An 18,630-nucleotide genomic window follows, 5' to 3' on the forward strand; every position below is an offset into this window, starting at 1 on the left:
TTTAGCAAAAACTCAGAAATACTGATGCATCGAATTTTGAAAAGCTGGCAACGAATATTTGCCTTGTTAATAGTTGTCTTAATGTGTATAGGTTGTAGCAAAATCCCCTCCAGTAGCTACAATCCCTGGGCGGTGATTAATGTCCCCACGGATGCGAAGTTACTGGATATAGCCTTTACAGCCAACCCTCAGCATGGTTACTTAGTAGGCAGCAATGCCACCCTTTTGGAAACCAATGATGGTGGGGATACTTGGAAACCCTTGGAATTGGCTCTAGATGACTCTAGGTATCGCTTTGACTCGATCAGTTTTGCCGGGGAAGAAGGCTGGATTGTGGGTGAGCCTGGATTGCTACTACACACTACTGATGAAGGTCGTTCTTGGTCACGCATTGCCCTAAGTTCCAAGTTACCTGGTAATCCCATCAACATCACCGCACTGGCAGAAAATTCGGCGGAAATGGCTACGGATGTGGGAGCAATCTATCAGACCATAGACGGCGGTAAAAACTGGAAAGCCCAGGTAGAAGCGGCTGTGGGTGTGGTGCGGAACTTAGAACGTTCTGTAGATGGTAAATATGTTGCTGTTTCCGCTAAGGGTAGTTTCTACTCGATTTGGGAACCAGGAAAAACGGCTTGGGAACCCCATAACCGCAACAGCTCTCGGCGGGTAGAAAATATGGGTTTTACTGATAATGGTCAGTTGTGGTTGCTAGCACGGGGGGGTCAGGTACAATTTGGTGACCCTAGTAAACCTGATGAGTGGCTAGAAGCACAAAATCCTGAGTTTTCTACTAGCTGGGGCTTGCTAGATTTGGCATATCGCACACCCAATGATATTTGGGTTGGTGGCGGTAGTGGTAATTTGCTACACAGCGCCGACGGTGGTAAAACCTGGGAAAAAGACCGAGAGGTCGAACAAGTAGCGGCTAATTTTTACAAGATTGTCTTTTTTAAACCCGATCAGGGATTTATCATTGGCGATCGCGGCGTATTGCTAAAATACCAACCCAATCTGGAAACAACTCCCCAGCCAGAAGCGGCTTAAGAGGGATTGGGGATTGGGGATTGCACTTCTCTGCGAGACGCTACGCGAACGGCTCCGCTCTGTTACCAGGGATTGGGGATTGGGGATTGCACTTCTCTGCGAGACGCTACGCGAACGGCTCCGCTCTGTTACCAGGGATTGGGGATTGGGGATTGGGGATTGGGGATTGCACTTCGGCTCCGCTCTGTTACCAGGGATTGGGGATTGGGGATTGGATTAATTTACTCATTACTCATTACTCATTACTCCTTACTCCTTACTCCTTACTCCTTACTATTGGGGATTGGGTCTTGCTCGTACCCCAAAAATCTAAAATCCAAAATCCAAAATCCAAAATCTAAAATTCGGAGGGTCAACCGTATTTCTGAGAAGGTCGTTGCAACTTGTTACTGTTTCTTAAGTTTGTAGGATAATAAAGTCAATAGTAGTCTTTGCGAAGGTAGGGATTTAAATGTCAGGTACCACTGGAGAACGTCCGTATTCGGACATTATTACCAGTATTCGTTACTGGGTAATTCACAGCATCACCATCCCCGCATTATTTATTGCCGGTTGGTTGTTTGTCAGCACCGGACTGGCTTATGATGCCTTTGGCACACCCCGCCCTAATCAGTATTTCACAGAAGCGCGGCAAGAAGTGCCAATTGTGAAGGATCGTTTTGACGCCAAACAGCAAGTTGAACAATTTATTGGAAAGTAATTTGAAATCATGAGTAGCGGTAATAACATCAATCAACCAGTTAGCTATCCCATTTTTACGGTTAGATGGCTTGCAGTTCACACCTTAGGTGTACCTAGTGTCTTCTTTTTGGGCGCGATCGCCGCAATGCAGTTTATTCAACGTTAGGAGCAACTCATGGAAAGATCACCCAATCCCAATAATCAACCGGTTGAACTAAACCGCACTTCGCTGTATCTAGGACTACTACTAGTTTTTGTCCTGGGTATTCTGTTTTCTAGTTACTTCTTTAACTAACTGGAAACGCTGTTGTTAATCTTTGTTTATCAAAAAGTAGCTTGAAAACCCCTGGTTACAACCAGGGGTGCCATAACACTATTGGCATTTATCCTGCCTTGGTGGTGTTAGTATGATGCTGTTAAGCATAGGTAGGCAATTTCAAAAGTATTCCACTGTGGAAATACTGCCTATATCGATAGACTTGTGTTGATTTATTATTAAGCGAGGAGAAAAACTGTGTCTGGAAGTGGGAGAATTCCCCTGTGGGTTGTCGCTACAATCGCAGGGTTAGGCATAATTACTGTTTTAGGTATTTTCTTTTATGGAGCCTACGCCGGCATCGGTTCTTCAATATAAGACTGGACTGATACCTATACCATAAATCCTGTGAATTTTCTAGCACTTGTTTAGAAATCACCATAAAAAAACCGCCTATCTCTCAAAGATAGGCGGTGTTCTAATTAGGGGCGCAAGGGCTTGCGCCCCTACGAAGATCTGTGGTTATTGGGTGAAAATCGCTGTAACATTGCTAACCGCTAATTAAGCGATATCTTCCTTTTCAATGTATAAAAACAAAAATGCCATCACTGCTGCAGGTACACCCCAACCGATGATGGGAACGAACAGAGCGGGTAAGTAGGAAGTGCTAGCCAAGATTTGAGGCAAAAATTGAGATGCCATAGTTAAAAGTCCTGTTAAATCAAACTACAATTCAAAATGAGCTTACTGCAAATTTTGCCTCATTTTTGAAATTCTCAAGATTTTTAACAACCGTCAGGAACCCCACGCCTAAAGGCGGGGGCTTGAAAAAGCCTTAACCTGACCAGACTAAGTTCTTAACTGAACTACGTTAGAGGTAAGAGTTAAAGACCTACCAAGGAATGCGTAGCTAGTTCCCTGCTCTAGAACTGAACGATTAAACAGGCTTAATGGGGTTAAACCAGTGTCGTTTGGATAGTTACCGACCTCTAACATTGTCGTTCGCGCAGCGTCTCCTCTTAGGAGAAGCTCACATCACCCCGCAAGGGAGGCTCTTGGCTGCGCCACGCTGCGCGAATGGAGCAAAACATTATGCGTACAGGGTTGTAAAGTTTGAAACGGTAATTGTCCCGTTGAAAGTACAAAACAAAGGTACACCGAATGCAGCAACCCCCGTATAATGTGACTGCGATTAAAATCGCCTGCGCCTTACCCCCATGCATAAATGCAGGGGGGTAAGGCGCGTTCGCGTAGCGTCACGAAGTGAGGACTTTGGTGACTATTCCCGAAACCCATTTTATCAGCTATGTGAGGACGATAGGGGGTAGGGGCGCAAGGCCCTGCGCCCCGGAAGATCATCTTTCGGCGCCAAAAACCCTGATTTTACCGTCAACCGTCAAATCCAGAGTAGTTCATCTATATGCAAAGCCGGCAAGTTTGGCGGAATCACAGTGCGCGTGATGCTGACTTTGTGACTCTCCTGTAGGGTTGCTGTATCGAGTGCGATCGCCTCTAGGCGAATTTCTAAACAGCCAAAGGGTATGTTTAATTGAGTAATCACTTCAAAATTGCCAAAAGGATTGGGTACCATTTTCAGCAAATGGGGACCGTCTACCAACCACCGAGTTTGGCAATCTTCTACCCAAAATTTTACCACAACTTCAGCAGATACATCAGGTAATTCTACACGCACTTTGACAGACTTCCCGGCAATCAATTCGCCCTCTGGTACATGCATTTGGGGAACTGGTAAAGATTCGATGTTTGCTGCGATCATTCCTAGGGAATATGATAAATCTGCTCCTGATGGCTGCTGTTGAACTGGTGGCTTTTCTTCGGGAATGGGTTCTGGTTCGCTGTATGTATCATCTACGACAATTTCTTGGGCTAACCAAGCTGATGCTGTTTTGAAATAAGGGGGAGGGGGTGGTACCGGAAGCGGTGATACAGGCTTGAGATCTTCTAATGTGGTTGTATCTTCTTGTGGTACTGCTTCCGTCTCTTCCTCTATCCCAACAGCATCTAGATTGAACGGTAGCAAATCCATCTCCAAGGTCGGAGTTTCAGGAGTATCAGCCACATCAACCTGTTGCTCAGTAATTATCTGCTCAAGTGGAAAATCGGTATCGTAGTCTTGGTCTGGTAAATAGATCGGTTCCGGTAAAGAAAATCCTTGATTGTACAACCACTTCCTAATTAAAGGAGATGAGTAAGGATTATAATTTGTGATTAATTCTGTAGGTGGGGGAGTTACTTCTGCAGTAGATTCATCAACTAATTCCCCCGACGATGGAGTTACTTCTGCAACATCAGCATCGATGAATTTTGACTGATGGTGAGTAGCTACTTCTGCAACCGATTTATTTGGTAATTGTACTTTATCTGCGGTCAATCCTGGTATATTATCATCCTCAAAGACGGTTAGATCCAGCGGTTCAAATGGTTCATCAGCCTGAGATACCGATGCATCAGGCGTTGTAGTTTGTACTGCAGACTGTTCACTAGCCGGCAATAGCTGTTTCAAGTAAGGAAAAGTACTGCTGATCATCGGTAATCGCCGCTGTCTGATGACCAATTCCTCCAAGTTGATGGGGGCGATCGCCTCCACTTTATCTAAATCTTCTTCGATTGTCGGCGGTTCGGCAATAGCCACAGTTGAGGCGACCTTAGCTGGGAGGGGAGGTAAATTAGGTAATTGAGGCGCACGGGAATCTGCTGATTTCTTGAGGGTAGACGCCTCCAGAGAAGCTGCTGGTAGCAATCGCCGTTTAATTTCCGGTGGTAGGGGTTGATTGGGCGATGGATTGAGCAGCAGAGTCTGGTTTGGTTTGATACTTTTGACCAGATTAAACAATTCTAAACCAATGCTAACAGTTGGCTGTGGTTCTTGGTTGGCAGCTGGAGCCGATTCTGTACTCTGGTCATCTAACAAATTTGCTGTACTCGGTTTTGCGGCTGTAATCGCCAGCAATTGGGTTACATCTGCAGTGATTGTGAACGAGTGACTAGTTAACAGTCTGACTTCAGGAATATCACCGACGGCACCATATAAACTGATGTCTGCTAAAATCAGTTTAGATTCACACTCAGCCGGAATCAGAATTGGCGAATTGATAATCAAGGGTAGCATTTGATTCGCTAAGGGTTGCCGAATCTGGGTCAAGATTTCCAATTGCACAGGTGAGCGCAAATCAATACCTAATTCCAGACTAGAAAAACTTGGTCGGTATCCTATTTGTGTTAGCTCCACGCGCCCGTGAATGACCAGAACTTCCCCCCAACGAGCCACATAGGTTTGCTGATCTAGAGTTAGCAATAGCGGTAGCGCTGCTGGTGTTGCGGTTGCATCTTCAACCGTTTCATCCTCTAGCAGGCGTTCAGAACTAGGTAAAGCTAAATCTATTAAATGTTGTAAAATTTGCTCTGCAGTCTCACCTTTGAGCCAAACCGGGCTGACAGGTTGATCAATCAGACCATCTTCTGGTTGAGTTTGCAGTTCAGTAGTGGGGATACTTTCAGTCTCATTTGCGAATTCAGCAGTGACAGAATTAGTAGTATCTACGGAAATATTGACGGACGCATGGGTATGTGATGAATCGTTACTCTCAATCAGAGTATCTGCTTGCGGGAGCGAATCAGATTCTTCACCGTTAGGATCTACCTCAGCATCTAGTTCCGGGGACAAGACTTGCAAATGGACAGTGTATTTCCACGATTGACCGAGAATATCTGACATCAAATCGCCAGAACATTGCAACTCCCAAATTCCCGGCTTAAAGTTGGTGTAAGGAATCACCGCCATTAAACCTTCAGAATTAGTACGGCGCGATCGCTTGTGAATTCGCCGCTTTGGTGGTACCTCAAGGCTAGAGAAGTATGTTATCCGCACATCCACATCCGTATTTGGACGGTGAGAGCGAGCCAAAACCCTATACCGACCAGCCAAAATTTCTCCTTTTGGCGATTCTAAAGGACGCCAAGTGCGATCGCCCTGTTTCTGTATCAGAAATTGCCACTGTTCCATTGTGAGTGATGCCCAGACCAAAAACCAGCAAAGTTATATTTTGCATTACTTGCTTGCAAGTTTACCTCAACGATATATAATTCCGTAACCCAAAATCATGTTTTGGGATGTGCAAAATATTAGTTGGTAAACTATCTGATTTTTCACGGGATCTGGAAAACCTCGCTTCCATTGCTCTCGCTTACAAGGATACTGTTGGCAAATGGTGGATTTAACCGCTCATAGCACAGTTACTCCCCTTGACAGCACTTTTGTCGTCGGACTAGTGAGAAATAGATTAGCAAAAATTATACCATTTGCAAATTAATGTCAGGAGAAACTATTTGTATTTATTTATACTTTACTTTCAAAAAACTTCTAGCTATTGTTTGAGGCATCAATAAGCAGTTCGATGCTTATCTGATGGTTCTGTTTAAATGGCGGGACTAGTAGTCCACCACAGAAATTTTCGGGGTATGTAATCAACGATTTATCGCTTTTTTAGGACTTTAGTCCTAAAAACTAACCAAACAAGGAGCTATCTATCAAATGTCAACCACAATGCAGCCTAAAACCAATCTTTTTTTCATCAACGCTAAAGAATACATCAATCTAAATATATACATTTATGAGATTGAGATACCCGATGTTGCCACAGTTTTTTTAGCTGTTAACCGGCAATCAGTAGATAATCCTCAAGCGTTTATAAACCCTGACAATAGTAAAATAGTTGATCCGAAAAACCTAAAACCAGTTTTAAACTTTAATTCTTCCTATGGAGGTACACGTGCAGAACCTCCAGTAAAAGGTGACGACAAACAAAGCCGTCTCAATGCGCTAAATTCCATAGTTAAACTGGCGTTTTATGAAAGTCATATCAAACACAATTACCTGAGTACAGCTACTCGTAAGGGTGCATTGGATGAATTAATTTCAGCGCAAGGTAGAATTTTAAAATATTTGAAAGCTCAAAATGAAGCACAAACAGATATTCCTGATGGCTACCAGTTTTCCAGAGATTTTATGAGGCTGGAATTTCAAGGTGGTAGAGCGGTAATTCTAGCAAATAATCACGAAATCCACGAGATTATTGTGAATGCAAATCATCCACAGGCGTATGAAGTGTACACTATGATTTTTGAGCAAGTAGGAGCATTTCTGAACGGACGGAGAGGGGCTACAAAAGTAGATAACAAGGGAGATATTGTAGAAGAAAACTCTTACATACCTGCTGGAGCCTTATTTATTACGCCTGATTTTGGCCCAAATAAGAAATTGGCTGATTATGCACACGAACATACACCACAAGTTTTGGGTGTTGATGCATCTGTTGGTGGTGGAGGTGGTAAAGCAGCCTATACAGTCACTGGACTTTTAGGTGGGTTTGATGCAGCTAGTGAGTATGGGTTATTTGATGCTTCTGATAAAAATCTTCCCATATCGCTTATTGGATCTGCAGGCGCAATGGGGTCTGACTTAGCTAGACGACTAGCAGAGCAAGGATTTAATAATGTATTAGTGTCAGATATCGCTTATGACTATACCAAATCTATCAAGATAGACACTGAAACAAAAGAAAAGCTCGTTCCTATTTTAGAAAACGAGAGATACCGTATGAATGGTGAAGAATATCAGAGAATTCCTGTTAGTTGGGATGTTGTCCCCGCAGAATCTGGAAAATTCACTGATGAAGCTTTAGGTAAAAATGGAAGACCTAGGGTAATTATTGCAACTACATTTGGCAAAGCACTGGAGAATTCCAACCTTAACGCTATTCCAGATAATTCAACATTATTGCTGTCAGAAAACTGGTCACTTCCTTCTGGTGATAGGGGAGTGATAATAGCAAGAAATCTCAAGCTTAGAGGTATTATCACCTTGCCAGGTCAAACGATGACTCCAGGCGGAGCTGGGAATTCTAAAGTAGAAATATTTTTTAGAGCAACGACAAATGGGGGTATCACCAAGGCGATGGAATGTGAAGAAACACCTGCCTATTATAAGCGTTTAGGGCATGAAATTGTATACAGACAAATAAAACAAGGTGTGAGTGATCTGATTACCATAGCATGTGAGCAAGACATCACAATTGTAGAAGCTCTAGCACAATATACTAGCCTACCAGCGTTATCACAGGAGCTAATCACTCTTAAATTTGATTTAGCGGTAACTGAGGCACAATTTAATAGTTCACACAAAACAGCACAATTAGTTTAGGAAACGAGTCACTCAGGTTATATCTAATTTTTATTTATTATTGAATTCGATACGAAGAGTGACATCCTTTCTCTGTTACATATTCTGTCTTAATACTGCTCGGTTCGGTGAAGAATATTTGTAGATTTGCTTGAAAAAAATCCAATCTACACATTTTTTACCCTTAACACAAGCAGTATTTTTATATGTCTAAAAACTAACCACCACAACCATCAAGCGAAGCAATGAAAAATAAAAATGAAGACTTGATTAATGATAAAGAAAATCAAAAAAAGCATGATAATACTGAGTATTCGTTCAATTTTAAAGCCGTTGGAGTATTGCTTGTTATTATTGCCGCATCTGCATTTGCCTTGAAAGGAATTTTTGTAAAACTTGCTTTTGAAGAAGGTATCAGTGTTATTGCATTATTGTTATTAAGAAATGCAATATCTGCACCATTATTTTGGCTAGGGTTTCTTGCAGTCCAACGACGTAATAATATTCCCATAAAACTAAAACATCTTATAGAGTGCTTTTTGACAGGTTTTTTATATTTTTTATCTATACTAACAGACTTAACAGGAATATCGTTGCTTGATGTCAGTGTTGAGCGAGTTATTTTCTTTACTTATCCTGCTATGATTCTTATCTTTACTGCAATAGCCAGCCGTAAATTACCTGCCAAAAATCATTTAGGTGCTTTTATAATTACTTACATTGGAATTGGTATCATTGTGGGAATTACCAGCAAATGGTCTATATTCATCAACAATCTTGAAGGTAGTGTTTGGGCAATTATGGCAGCTAGTTCCTATGCACTTTATCTTATTAAAAGCCAATCTATTATTGAATCCATAGGTTCTATTAAATTCACAACTATTTCTAATACATTTACATTTTTATGCTTATGTATATACGCTTTATGCTTTGGTGTATGGCCGGAATTTAATATTAATTTCAATGAATATTATTATACTACTATAATTGCAGTTTTTTGTACTGTTATACCTTTCTTTATTTTATTTGAAGGTATAAAGCGTATTGGCTCTTCACAGTCGGCAATTATTAGTATGATTGGTCCGGCAATCACTTTACTAGCTGCCCATACAATTTTAAATGAAAAATTAGAAATAAATCAATTTATAGGAGTTGTGATAACAATCTTAGGCATTTTTATGATTATAGGAGATAATATTTTAAATACCGCTTGGGAAAATTTATATAAAAAATTTAACCGCAATCATAAATCTATGACAGCCACCTTACAGCCGTGGCAAAGCGCTAACATATGGGAGCAGTTCTGTAACTGGATTACCAGCACCAACAAGCGTCTATACATTGGTTGGTTCGGTGTCCTGATGATTCCCACCCTCCTAGTTGCAACCACCTGTTTCATCATCGCCTTCATCGCTGCTCCTCCTGTAGACATTGATGGTATGCGCGAACCAGTAGCAGGTTCCTTACTCTACGGAAATAACATCATCTCTGGTGCAGTTGTTCCTTCCTCTAACGCTATAGGCTTACACTTCTACCCCATTTGGGAAGCTGCTTCCTTAGATGAGTGGCTGTATAACGGTGGACCATACCAATTGGTAATTTTCCACTTCTTAATTGGCGTATTATGCTACCTCGGTCGTGAGTGGGAATTGTCCTACCGCTTAGGTATGCGTCCTTGGATTTGCCTAGCATTTTCTGCTCCTGTAGCAGCAGCTATCGCAGTCTTTTTAATTTACCCCATTGGTCAAGGTTCCTTCTGTGATGGTATGCCTTTGGGTATCTCTGGAACCTTTAACTTCATGATCATATTCCAAGCAGAACACAACATCTTGATGCATCCCTTCCATATGTTAGGTGTGGCTGGTGTATTCGGTGGTTCTTTCTTTTCTGCAATACACGGAAGCTTGGTAACTTCCTCTTTGGTACGTGAAAGCACTGTAAACGAATCGCAAAACAACGGTTACAAGTTCGGTCACGAAGAAGAAATATACAATATCGTAGCTGCTCACAGTTACTTCGGTCGCCTCATCTTCCGATATACTCCCTTCAACAATAGCCGTTCTCTGCATTTCTGGTTAGCAGCTTGGCCTGTCATCGGTATTTGGTTTACCACATTGGGCGTCACCACAATGGCGTTCAACTTGAATGGTTTTAACTTCAACCAGTCTGTGATTGATTCTACTGGTCGCGTTATCAGTACTTGGGCTGATGTGATCAACCGCGCTAACCTGGGTATAGAAGTAATGCATGAGCCTAACACTCAGAACTTTCCCTTAGACCTTTCTACAGGTGTTGTTATTCCTGTTGCTTTTAGAGATCCGGCTATCAACGGTTAATTGTCTGAGATACAAGCAATAACTTCTTTGCGAAGGAACAACATTTTGCTTATTAGACGGGAAATTAATTATGCGTTACCTTAAACCTTTGTAGAGACGTTACACGTAACGTCTCTACATTGATTGTCAGAAATATCTACTGGGGGGCGCTTTTTAGTCTCAACTATTGAACAGTTCTGCAAAAATTACCGCAGATAAATCTGTCACCTACAGAAACATCAGGGGATAAACTCCAGTTTCAAAACGGAGAACGTCAGAGTCAACCCATTCTAATTCAGGTTGAAAACGGTCAGTTTAAAGTATTGCAGTAACGATTTTGATAATAAGCCAAAATTTGCTGAACACGCTGCCGACTTTGTGATGTAGAATTTTCTCCCCACTCAATCCACAAACTTTGGATTTGACTTTGATCATAATCAAACTCCAAAGACGACTGGGGAATTAAACCTACTTCCACCCCTTCAACTTGACGCAAATGAGCTGCTATCTCGTGATAAACAGCTAAAGGTAAACCAGCAAATTCAATTTTTTCCTTAGTCTCCATCTTTTATGAAGCTCCGGTATTAGCAGGATTTTGGGACGGTGTTGTTCCAGAAACAGGATTGGCGACAGGCGCTTTAGCTGATGGCGCTTCTCCTACCATTCTGGCTACTTCAATACCGTATTGTTCCACAATCACGACCGGGTTGTCGCCTTCATTCATTTCAATCCGTTTAATCAGCAGACCGTTTGCTAGTCGCTGTCCGGCCTCAACATAGCGACTTGTCGGCTCATCCGGTAGTTTAATAATTGCTTGGAGTTGATTACCTAGCATAACTACACCGCTTACCAGCACCGTCCTGGCTAATTCGGGATCAGGCGCTGGTGGTAATACAGATTTGAGATTTGAGGGGACGACAACTAGGGGTAAAACTTTAGGTAAGACTGAAATCAAGCCAGGTTTAGGCTTTGCTCTCGGTGTCGATGTCGCAGCACTGGCGATCGCCCCTTTGTGGATTTTAGGCGTTTGTGGGTTTATACCGACTTGTTTGACCTGACTTTTCTGTTGTTGTCCTTTCGCGGCTACTGTCCTGAGAGTAGGCAAAAGAGGTAACTTAGGAACTGGGTTATTGATATTAACCACTCCGGGTAACATCTGCCCAACAATTTGGCCAAATGGGTCTGGTCGCCCTTGAGACACCACAACTACCCGCTCTGTAGCATTAGTTGGTTGAATCAAGTTAGAAGCTGTCAAAGACACTGGTGATATACCTAGTGGATCTTTCTTAGCAGCCACCACTGGATTATTAAAGGATTGAACAGCTGTAGGCGACTTTGCTACAACTGGCTGTACTGCAGGTGTTGCGCTCGGAGTCGGATTAGCAGCCTCTGGAGTAGCTTCTGAGGCACATCCAGCGATCGCTAAACTTAAAATGGCTGCACTTGCAATTGTTAAATTTCTTCTGCTCATTAGCCCTTCTCAAAAGCGATAAAAAATTTGCTTTTTGTTCCCGTTATAACCTACTTTTTCCATTAATTAGTCATTTTTGGTACTGGAATATCAGCATAAATCCGTATATAACTGATTGACAGTTAATTCTCAACCACACCCATCAGATGTTTCAACAAGTCCAACCCTTTCTTGACTCTACGGGAAACTGTGACTACACTAATACCCAAGTGTTCCGCAACTTGTTTTTGTGTCAAATCATGCAAAAATACACATTCTAAGACATCACGAGTACGTTGTTCTAACTGAACCAATGCTAGCTGTAGACGTAGTTGGTCTTCTTGCGCCAATTGAAAGCTGCGGTAGTGAGGATCGGGAACCAATTCGCCCAAACTTGTAGAACCTTCTTCCCCATCTTGTACAGGGACATCTAGACTCAAAGGCGCACGATTGATCCATGCTAATTTGATTTCTTGCCATTCATTCGGAGAAATTTCCAATGCTGCTGCTAATTCAGAATCTGTAGGTTGACGATTGTATTTTTCGCGCAAAGAACGCGCAACTCCAATCGCCTGTTGTTGCAGTGCTAAATAGCGGCGGGGAATTCGTACCGTTACACCTTTATCTCGCAGGTAGTGTTGAATTTCACCACGAATATAGGGAATAGCAAAAGAACTGAAAGCATGTCCCTTAGAAATTTCAAATCTTTCAATAGCCCGAATTAAACCCAAACAGCCTACCTGGAGCAAATCTTCGTAGCTTTCATGGCATTGATTCATCCAGTAGTGAGCTTCTTTTCTCACCAATCCAAAATTAACTTTTACTAGTTGATTCCGAACAGTTTCGGAGCGCGATTGCTGATATTCTCGCAGCAACTGCCAAATTTCATGCTTCAGTTCATTGGTGACTGTAATAGACATAGCACCGCGTTTATTGAGCAAATCAATCGTCAAATACTCGCTTTGAATCAAATTTAAACTTGCGCGATATCAAAGCAAATATCGCGCCATTTTACCCAACAAATTCTATGGCAGATAACAACTTTTCCCTCAAAAAAAGCCATAACTGGATTGACAATCTAGCAGACAAAAACTCAATCAGCAAAATCAGGATTTTTTTTGTGTTTTAACTTGAGAGTTATCTGCGGTATTTGTAAACCGCATAATGCCAAAATATTAAATTTTTGGCTAATTTTGAAACCGCGATTGTACTTAATTTCAGTAATTAATTATGAGTTTATCTTATAGAGATATATAATAAAGTATTTAGGTTTTTACCGTATTATCAAAAATTATATCTTCAGCAAAAATACGTATATAAATGCCATAAATTCATACAATTTTTATGTTTAACAAGCATGTAGCTATAAATATACGTAGATATGCAAATATGACTTTGTTTAGGCTAGTAGTCTGTCAATTTTGTTTTGAGGGATTTTTGGTAGTGTGAGCGTCTCGCTCACGCGGGCAAGATGCCCGCACTACAGTCCATCATTTTTATCTTGACAGAGTACTAGATGCTCAAGGTTGACACTCCCCACGGATAAATCCGGGGGATTCCAGCGTCACTGACGTTCCTTGCTTTTACAGGTCTTGCAACCAATAGAAGTAGAGGGAACATCTCGACTGGCGTTACTTTGGGGTTGCCCACCCCTAGCGTTTACACGACTTAAAATTACTTTGGCTGCATTCACATCACGTTGTGCAACGTATCCGCAATGTGGACAAGAATGAGTTCGAGTGCTTAGAGATTTTTGTACTTTTGCACCACAATTACTGCATTCTTGCGAAGTGAAGTGGGGAGGAACTGCAATAATTTCTCTCCCAAACTTCTCTCCAAAGTAGTCGAGCCACTGACAGAAGTTGTACCAAGATGCATCAGAAATACTCTTAGCAAGTTTGTGGTTTTTCACCATGCCGGAAATATTTAAATCTTCCACGACTACCTTAGCGTTAGCCAGGGTTAAGTTACGCGCCAGTCTCTTGGCGTGTTCATTCCTTTGTCGAGCTACTTTTAAATGTTTCCGAGCATAAACACCACGTGCTTTTCTTCTGCCAGATGACCCTTTCTTTTTCTTGTAAATGTTACGTTGAACCCGTTTGATATCTTTTTCAGCCTTGCGGAGAAAGCGCGGGTTTTCTTCTCTGCGAGACGCTTCGCGAACATGGTTGCCGTTGCTATCAGAGTAGAAGTATTCTAGCCCCACATCGATACCGATTTCAGATGTAGTTGGTGGTGCATCTTGTTGATTATCAATTTTGACGCAAAACTGCACATAACAACCATCGGCTCTAAGCACAATTCGCACTCGCTTAATTAGTTCAATAGGGTATTGATGAATATCCCATTTACCTAACAGCTTGAGTTCGCCAATACCTTTTTTATCAGTGAACGTTATACGACGTTTTGTTGGATGTAGTTTCCACCCAGACACCTTGTATTCAACTGAACGGCTATGCTTTTTGAACCTGGGATAACCTTTCTTTCCAGGCTTGTTTTTCTTGCAGTTATCGAAAAACCTGTTGATAGCTCGTTCTACATTTTCTACTGATGCCTGACAAGCATGACTATTTAAATCATTAACAAATTTAAATTCGGCTCTTAGTTGAGTGTTGTACTGATACAGTTCTTTTTTACCGCATTTTAATGCCGAAGGCTTAACGCCGCAATTATCCATCCAGTATCTAAGCACTTTATTTCGCACAAATTGACTTGTACGAATAGCCTCATCTATTGCTGTTGATTGGGCTTTTTTGACAACGGCTTTATATTCTAGTACCAACACTCTTGCCTCACCCCCTTTTTATCGCCTATACTATATCTAGTATACACGGAATATCTAAAAATGACAACTAAAAAAGGACAAAAAAGATTAAAGAATATACCAATATTGCACGATGAAGTTAAAGCCAAAAGAACCGTAGTTCTAACACCTACGGCTTGGGAGAATATTAAACTAGAAGCACAAAGCAGAGGTTTGAGTGCTAGTGAATTAATCGAGGAATGGGGACGGCGATTAAAATCGCCAACGGCTAGCCCCCATGCTTGAAAGCAGGGGCTTGCTCGCCGTTGATATTCTGGTCAAGAGTCAAGAGTCAATAGTCAATAGTCAAAAGTTTTGAATTATAGCAACCGCCAAAGTGCTTAGGACATTAACTGATGATAAAACCTAGACACAATCAGACTTGTAACCCAGTCCCCAATCCCCAGCGATGCACTGAGCGGTCGTTGTGTCCCCAGCGATGCACTGAGCGGTCGTTGTGTCCCCAGCGATGCACTGAGCGGTCGTTGTGTCACCTGCTATAATTGCAACACATCTGTCATCAGGGTACGGCAGTGCCCCGTAAAAAACCCACATACCTTAATCAAACAAGATGGGTATGTGGGTTAATTTTTAGCTTCAAGTCTCATGCATCCAGAATTATAGGATGCCAGTTAGCTACGATATTCAAGCCAATTTACGCCTTTTTTGCTTCAACTTTGGCATAAAACAGACCACGAATTTTGACTTCCTTCGGTTCGCCTGCGCCTAAATCAGTATCAGAGGGCTGTTCACTCTCAAAAGTTCCAGCAATTTCGCCAGTAATGTTATCTACTTTGGCTACTTGCAGAGAGATTTTGCCACTGAGAACATCAGTACGCTTGACGTTAGTGCGGGTGAGTGAATCATCATCTGCTTGGGCGGGGAGAGCCACAGCATTATCATAGCCACTGACGACACCACGACCTTTAGGATCTAGGAAAGCAGCACCACGATAGGAAGGTACTTTGAATGTGCCTTCAAAGTCGGTGGAGGTATTCAGACTTGTTAAGCCAGGTTGTGTTTGAGCAACCAAATTTTTGATGGTAAAGAGGAAAGGTACTCGCTCACCACCAGGAAGCTGCACGGTGATAGCTTGGAAGTCAAGACCATCTTTTTCGGCAAAGGTGAGGCTACTATCTGGATTGATATTCAGATCGCCTTGTACCTGGTCAATGGTGGAGGTGTATCTGGTCAACAATTTACCAGCAACAAATTCTGCTTGTTGGCGTTTATTGGCGGGTTCTTCTTTGACAAAGAATTGAGTCGGTTCCAAGCAAAGTTCTTTGATGGCGTAGGACTGGGTAGAATCGATAGAAATCGAACCACGGCTTGTTTCTGACAGTTGGGGGCATTTATTAGCCAACCCAGTACCCCGAATTTGTTCGTAAGTCAGTATATCCGTGCTATTAGACGATGGACCATCACTACAAGCAGTTACTAGTCCCAGGCACAATGCCAAAAATGCAACAATTAAAGCGCGATACCTCATGGTCAACCTCAATTTCAAAAATTAATATCTAAGTTTTGACTTCTGCTACATAAAATCTAGACAAAGCTAGATATTACTTGACATTTCAATGGGAGTATGGTAGCAGTTATCCCCTAACCCTTCTGCTTCCCGTTGCTTGGCAACCCTACCGCGAACGGTACGCTGCACAAACGTTCCAGGTTAAAGCCGAGCGGAGTCGAACGCGAGTGCGTCCTGCTGGGAGGCTTTAACCTCCAGACACGGTTTAGCCTTCCGTGCATATTTTTCGAGATTTACCACATGTATTTAAATCTCGGTCGGCAGTCTTCGTGCCATGCTGTTCCCATAGGAAACAGCGGCGCCGCTCAAGTCGTTTTGTATTATGTATGTGTCGCCACTACATACAACCTATTTTGTTGATAGGGAAATTAGCCAGATCATACGATTTTTTGAAACTCAAAATCAAAGGACTCCACTAGTGACATCTCCCACCACTGAACGGAGTACCGTTTCAGTGGGGGCTTCCAATACAATCCGGCTATCGCTTAGGAGGCTATTGGCTTTTGAGGACGGGATGACCCTCCGCCCTTTTTCTTATGTTTATCGCTGCATTATGATCGCGGTCAAGACTACACCCACAACTAGGGCAGTCATGCCATCTTTCATGCAGCTTTTTGGGAACTTTCACCCCACAACTAGAGCAATCTTGACTTGTGCTAGATGCTTTAACTGAGATAACACATAATCCAGCGTTTTCGGCTTTGATTTGTAGTATCGACTATTGCTTGACCATCCAGCATCAAGTATAGATTTTGCTAATCGAGTACGCGCAAGTCCTTTTACATTCAAATCTTCAACCGCTATAACATCGTATTTTTTCAATAGATTGTTTGCAGTTTTAAAATGAAAATCCTTCCTTTTGTCTGCAACTTTTTTGTGCTGTTTACCTAATTGCTTGATAGCTTTTTGCCTACCAACGCTCCCCTTTTTTCTACGGGATACTCGTTTTTGGATAACCCGTAACCGTTTCTGAGATTGACGATAATACTGCGGGATTTTGACTACATCTCCACTGGAAGTAGTCAAAAATTCTTTCAAGCCAACATCAATCCCAGTTATAGAATCGGGATTGAAGTCAGACTTAATTGCAGGTACAGTCTTATCTTCTAAACTAAGAGTTACATAATATCCATCAGCCTTTCTTGTGATAGAGCAAGTCTTGATTTTGAATCCGTCGGGTATTGCACGATGTAGTGTCAGCTTCAATTTTCCAATCTTGGGAAGAGTTATGAAACTTTTATCGATGCAATCGGCTTTCATGGATGGATAGGTAAAAGTTTTGTATTGGTTAGGAGCTTTAAACCGAGGTCTTCCGCTTCGTTTTCCTTTGCCATCTCCACCTAGAAATCTATCAAAAGCTAACTCAACTCGTTTGGCTGCATTTTGCAAAACCTGCGAGTGAATTTCTTTGTACCACGGTCTATCTTTTTTTAGTTGGGGTAATGAGTTTTGCTGGCTGTAGTAGTCAGGATTATCTCGCAATTCTGGCAAGTGACAAACAAATAAAGAGCAAGAATTGATAGAGCATCTATTTTCTTCATACCAGCGAAAACGATCAGCCAACAAATAGTTATATTGACAGCGAAGCATATCTAGCCATCTATCAATCTGAGTTATTTGTTGTTTTGTGGGGCGCAATCGATACTGGTATGAAGTTATCATTTGTTTTTCCTCCTAAAAAATAGGATAACATAAACGTGTGTCGATTGGGTGGACTAAATGAAAGAATGTAGAATAAGCTTGAGAATTTCCATTAGGAGAATGAGTAAATTCAGGAACTATGCAGTAAATCAAGATAAGACCTTGACCCAACTAATAGAAGAATATATTGATTCACTTCCAAATACGAAGATTGGCAATTCGTCATCGACCAACGTTTCTGAATAACCTGCGGTTATTGTCGCTTGTTGGTCAATTCCTCATTGCCCACCTTATATCCCGCCACTGACCTGGGTACAGGTTCAGTGGGGGACTTACGGTGTAAAGTTAAATTTGAATAGACCTGATTAACACGGAGGAAACTGGATGAACAACGACCGAAATTTCGCATCAGGGAAGTTGTCTGATAAACTAGAGGCGATCGCCACTACGGTATATGATGCAGCTGAGGACAGTCTTGGCGATTCTATAGCGCTTTTAGCCTTACTACGGAAGTTGGAGCAGTTACATCGAGAAATTCGTGATGGCTCTTTTCAAGACAGTTTGCCAGAAAACCGCCAGCAACTCTACTCTCTACTGAAAGACATTGAATCTGAGGGCGGCTGGCCTTATATTGAGCGCATGAGATTACAAGCTTTCATCGCAAAATTGCCAGAAGAAGCTACTGACAATCGCTGAATTATCCCAGCTAT

At 42.0% G+C, this 18,630-nt stretch carries 18 protein-coding genes and 2 pseudogenes; 11 read left to right on the forward strand and 9 right to left on the reverse strand.

What is annotated here, in order from left to right; genetic code table 11:
* Nucleotides 1–24: 24 nt before the first annotated feature.
* The 6 genes from HEQ19_30160 (at nt 25) to HEQ19_30185 (ending at nt 2,362) form a co-directional block, all read left to right on the forward strand.
* Nucleotides 25–1,047, forward strand: a complete 1,023-nt coding sequence (locus HEQ19_30160; GenBank protein WYM03107.1) for a photosynthesis system II assembly factor Ycf48 — start codon at nt 25–27, stop codon at nt 1,045–1,047.
* Nucleotides 1,048–1,060: 13 nt separating this feature from the next.
* Complete coding sequence (locus tag HEQ19_30165; protein ID WYL98145.1) at nt 1,061–1,267, forward strand: hypothetical protein; 207 nt, start codon at nt 1,061–1,063, stop codon at nt 1,265–1,267.
* Between the two features lie 231 nt (nt 1,268–1,498).
* Nucleotides 1,499–1,747, forward strand: a complete 249-nt coding sequence (psbE, locus tag HEQ19_30170) for a cytochrome b559 subunit alpha (GenBank protein WYM03108.1) — start codon at nt 1,499–1,501, stop codon at nt 1,745–1,747.
* A gap of 9 nt (nt 1,748–1,756) precedes the next feature.
* Nucleotides 1,757–1,894 carry a cytochrome b559 subunit beta gene (psbF, locus tag HEQ19_30175; GenBank protein ID WYM03109.1) on the forward strand — a complete coding sequence of 46 codons (138 nt, stop codon included), beginning with the start codon at nt 1,757–1,759 and terminating at the stop codon, nt 1,892–1,894.
* A gap of 9 nt (nt 1,895–1,903) precedes the next feature.
* Nucleotides 1,904–2,023: a photosystem II reaction center protein L gene (locus tag HEQ19_30180; protein ID WYM03110.1), complete on the forward strand. Its 120-nt coding sequence runs from the start codon at nt 1,904–1,906 to the stop codon at nt 2,021–2,023.
* A gap of 219 nt (nt 2,024–2,242) precedes the next feature.
* The gene (locus HEQ19_30185) at nt 2,243–2,362 is read left to right on the forward strand and encodes a photosystem II reaction center protein J (GenBank protein ID WYM03111.1); all 120 of its coding nucleotides are present in this window, start codon (nt 2,243–2,245) and stop codon (nt 2,360–2,362) included.
* A gap of 183 nt (nt 2,363–2,545) precedes the next feature.
* Here the strand turns inward: HEQ19_30185 and psaI are convergent, their stop codons facing one another.
* Both psaI and HEQ19_30195 read right to left on the reverse strand, forming a co-directional pair.
* Nucleotides 2,546–2,686 (reverse strand): photosystem I reaction center subunit VIII, encoded by a 141-nt coding sequence (psaI, locus tag HEQ19_30190; GenBank protein ID WYM03112.1) that lies wholly within the window; start codon nt 2,684–2,686, stop codon nt 2,546–2,548.
* 694 nt (nt 2,687–3,380) lie between these two features.
* On the reverse strand, nt 3,381–6,008 hold the full coding sequence (locus HEQ19_30195; GenBank protein ID WYM03113.1) for a hypothetical protein: 2,628 nt from the start codon (nt 6,006–6,008) through the stop codon (nt 3,381–3,383).
* A 528-nt stretch (nt 6,009–6,536) separates the two neighbouring features.
* Here HEQ19_30195 and HEQ19_30200 point away from each other — a divergent pair.
* From HEQ19_30200 to psbA, 3 genes and pseudogenes are all read left to right on the forward strand, one after another.
* Entirely contained in the window at nt 6,537–8,204 is a 1,668-nt protein-coding gene (locus tag HEQ19_30200; protein ID WYM03114.2) for a hypothetical protein, read from the forward strand.
* Nucleotides 8,205–8,983: 779 nt separating this feature from the next.
* A pseudogene (locus HEQ19_31530) lies at nt 8,984–9,310 on the forward strand (DMT family transporter).
* Nucleotides 9,311–9,436: 126 nt separating this feature from the next.
* The gene (psbA, locus tag HEQ19_31535; protein WZI67243.1) at nt 9,437–10,519 is read left to right on the forward strand and encodes a photosystem II q(b) protein; all 1,083 of its coding nucleotides are present in this window, start codon (nt 9,437–9,439) and stop codon (nt 10,517–10,519) included.
* A 289-nt stretch (nt 10,520–10,808) separates the two neighbouring features.
* Here psbA and HEQ19_30210 read toward each other — a convergent pair whose 3' ends face one another.
* From HEQ19_30210 to HEQ19_30225, 4 genes are all read right to left on the reverse strand, one after another.
* On the reverse strand, nt 10,809–11,063 hold the full coding sequence (locus HEQ19_30210; protein ID WYM03116.1) for a hypothetical protein: 255 nt from the start codon (nt 11,061–11,063) through the stop codon (nt 10,809–10,811).
* A 3-nt stretch (nt 11,064–11,066) separates the two neighbouring features.
* The gene (locus tag HEQ19_30215) at nt 11,067–11,969 is read right to left on the reverse strand and encodes a hypothetical protein (GenBank protein ID WYM03117.1); all 903 of its coding nucleotides are present in this window, start codon (nt 11,967–11,969) and stop codon (nt 11,067–11,069) included.
* A 122-nt stretch (nt 11,970–12,091) separates the two neighbouring features.
* Nucleotides 12,092–12,868 carry an RNA polymerase sigma factor SigF gene (locus tag HEQ19_30220; protein WYM03701.1) on the reverse strand — a complete coding sequence of 259 codons (777 nt, stop codon included), beginning with the start codon at nt 12,866–12,868 and terminating at the stop codon, nt 12,092–12,094.
* A 644-nt stretch (nt 12,869–13,512) separates the two neighbouring features.
* The gene (locus HEQ19_30225) at nt 13,513–14,733 is read right to left on the reverse strand and encodes a transposase (GenBank protein ID WYM03118.1); all 1,221 of its coding nucleotides are present in this window, start codon (nt 14,731–14,733) and stop codon (nt 13,513–13,515) included.
* Between the two features lie 60 nt (nt 14,734–14,793).
* Here HEQ19_30225 and HEQ19_30230 point away from each other — a divergent pair, with 60 nt between their 5' ends.
* The gene (locus HEQ19_30230) at nt 14,794–14,997 is read left to right on the forward strand and encodes a hypothetical protein (protein ID WYM03119.1); all 204 of its coding nucleotides are present in this window, start codon (nt 14,794–14,796) and stop codon (nt 14,995–14,997) included.
* Between the two features lie 120 nt (nt 14,998–15,117).
* Here HEQ19_30230 and HEQ19_30235 read toward each other — a convergent pair whose 3' ends face one another.
* The 3 genes and pseudogenes from HEQ19_30235 to HEQ19_30245 all read right to left on the reverse strand — a co-directional run bounded on the left by HEQ19_30235 (nt 15,118) and on the right by HEQ19_30245 (nt 17,941).
* Nucleotides 15,118–15,306 carry a hypothetical protein gene (locus HEQ19_30235; protein ID WYM03120.1) on the reverse strand — a complete coding sequence of 63 codons (189 nt, stop codon included), beginning with the start codon at nt 15,304–15,306 and terminating at the stop codon, nt 15,118–15,120.
* A 100-nt stretch (nt 15,307–15,406) separates the two neighbouring features.
* On the reverse strand, nt 15,407–16,240 hold the full coding sequence (locus tag HEQ19_30240) for a photosystem II manganese-stabilizing polypeptide (protein ID WYM03702.1): 834 nt from the start codon (nt 16,238–16,240) through the stop codon (nt 15,407–15,409).
* Between the two features lie 441 nt (nt 16,241–16,681).
* Nucleotides 16,682–17,941: pseudogene (locus tag HEQ19_30245) on the reverse strand (transposase).
* A gap of 363 nt (nt 17,942–18,304) precedes the next feature.
* Here HEQ19_30245 and HEQ19_30250 point away from each other — a divergent pair.
* Complete coding sequence (locus HEQ19_30250) at nt 18,305–18,616, forward strand: hypothetical protein (GenBank protein WYM03121.1); 312 nt, start codon at nt 18,305–18,307, stop codon at nt 18,614–18,616.
* Nucleotides 18,617–18,630: the final 14 nt, after the last annotated feature.

Source organism: Gloeotrichia echinulata CP02 (assembly GCA_038087035.1).
GTDB classification, from domain to species: Bacteria; Cyanobacteriota; Cyanobacteriia; order Cyanobacteriales; family Nostocaceae; genus Gloeotrichia; species Gloeotrichia echinulata.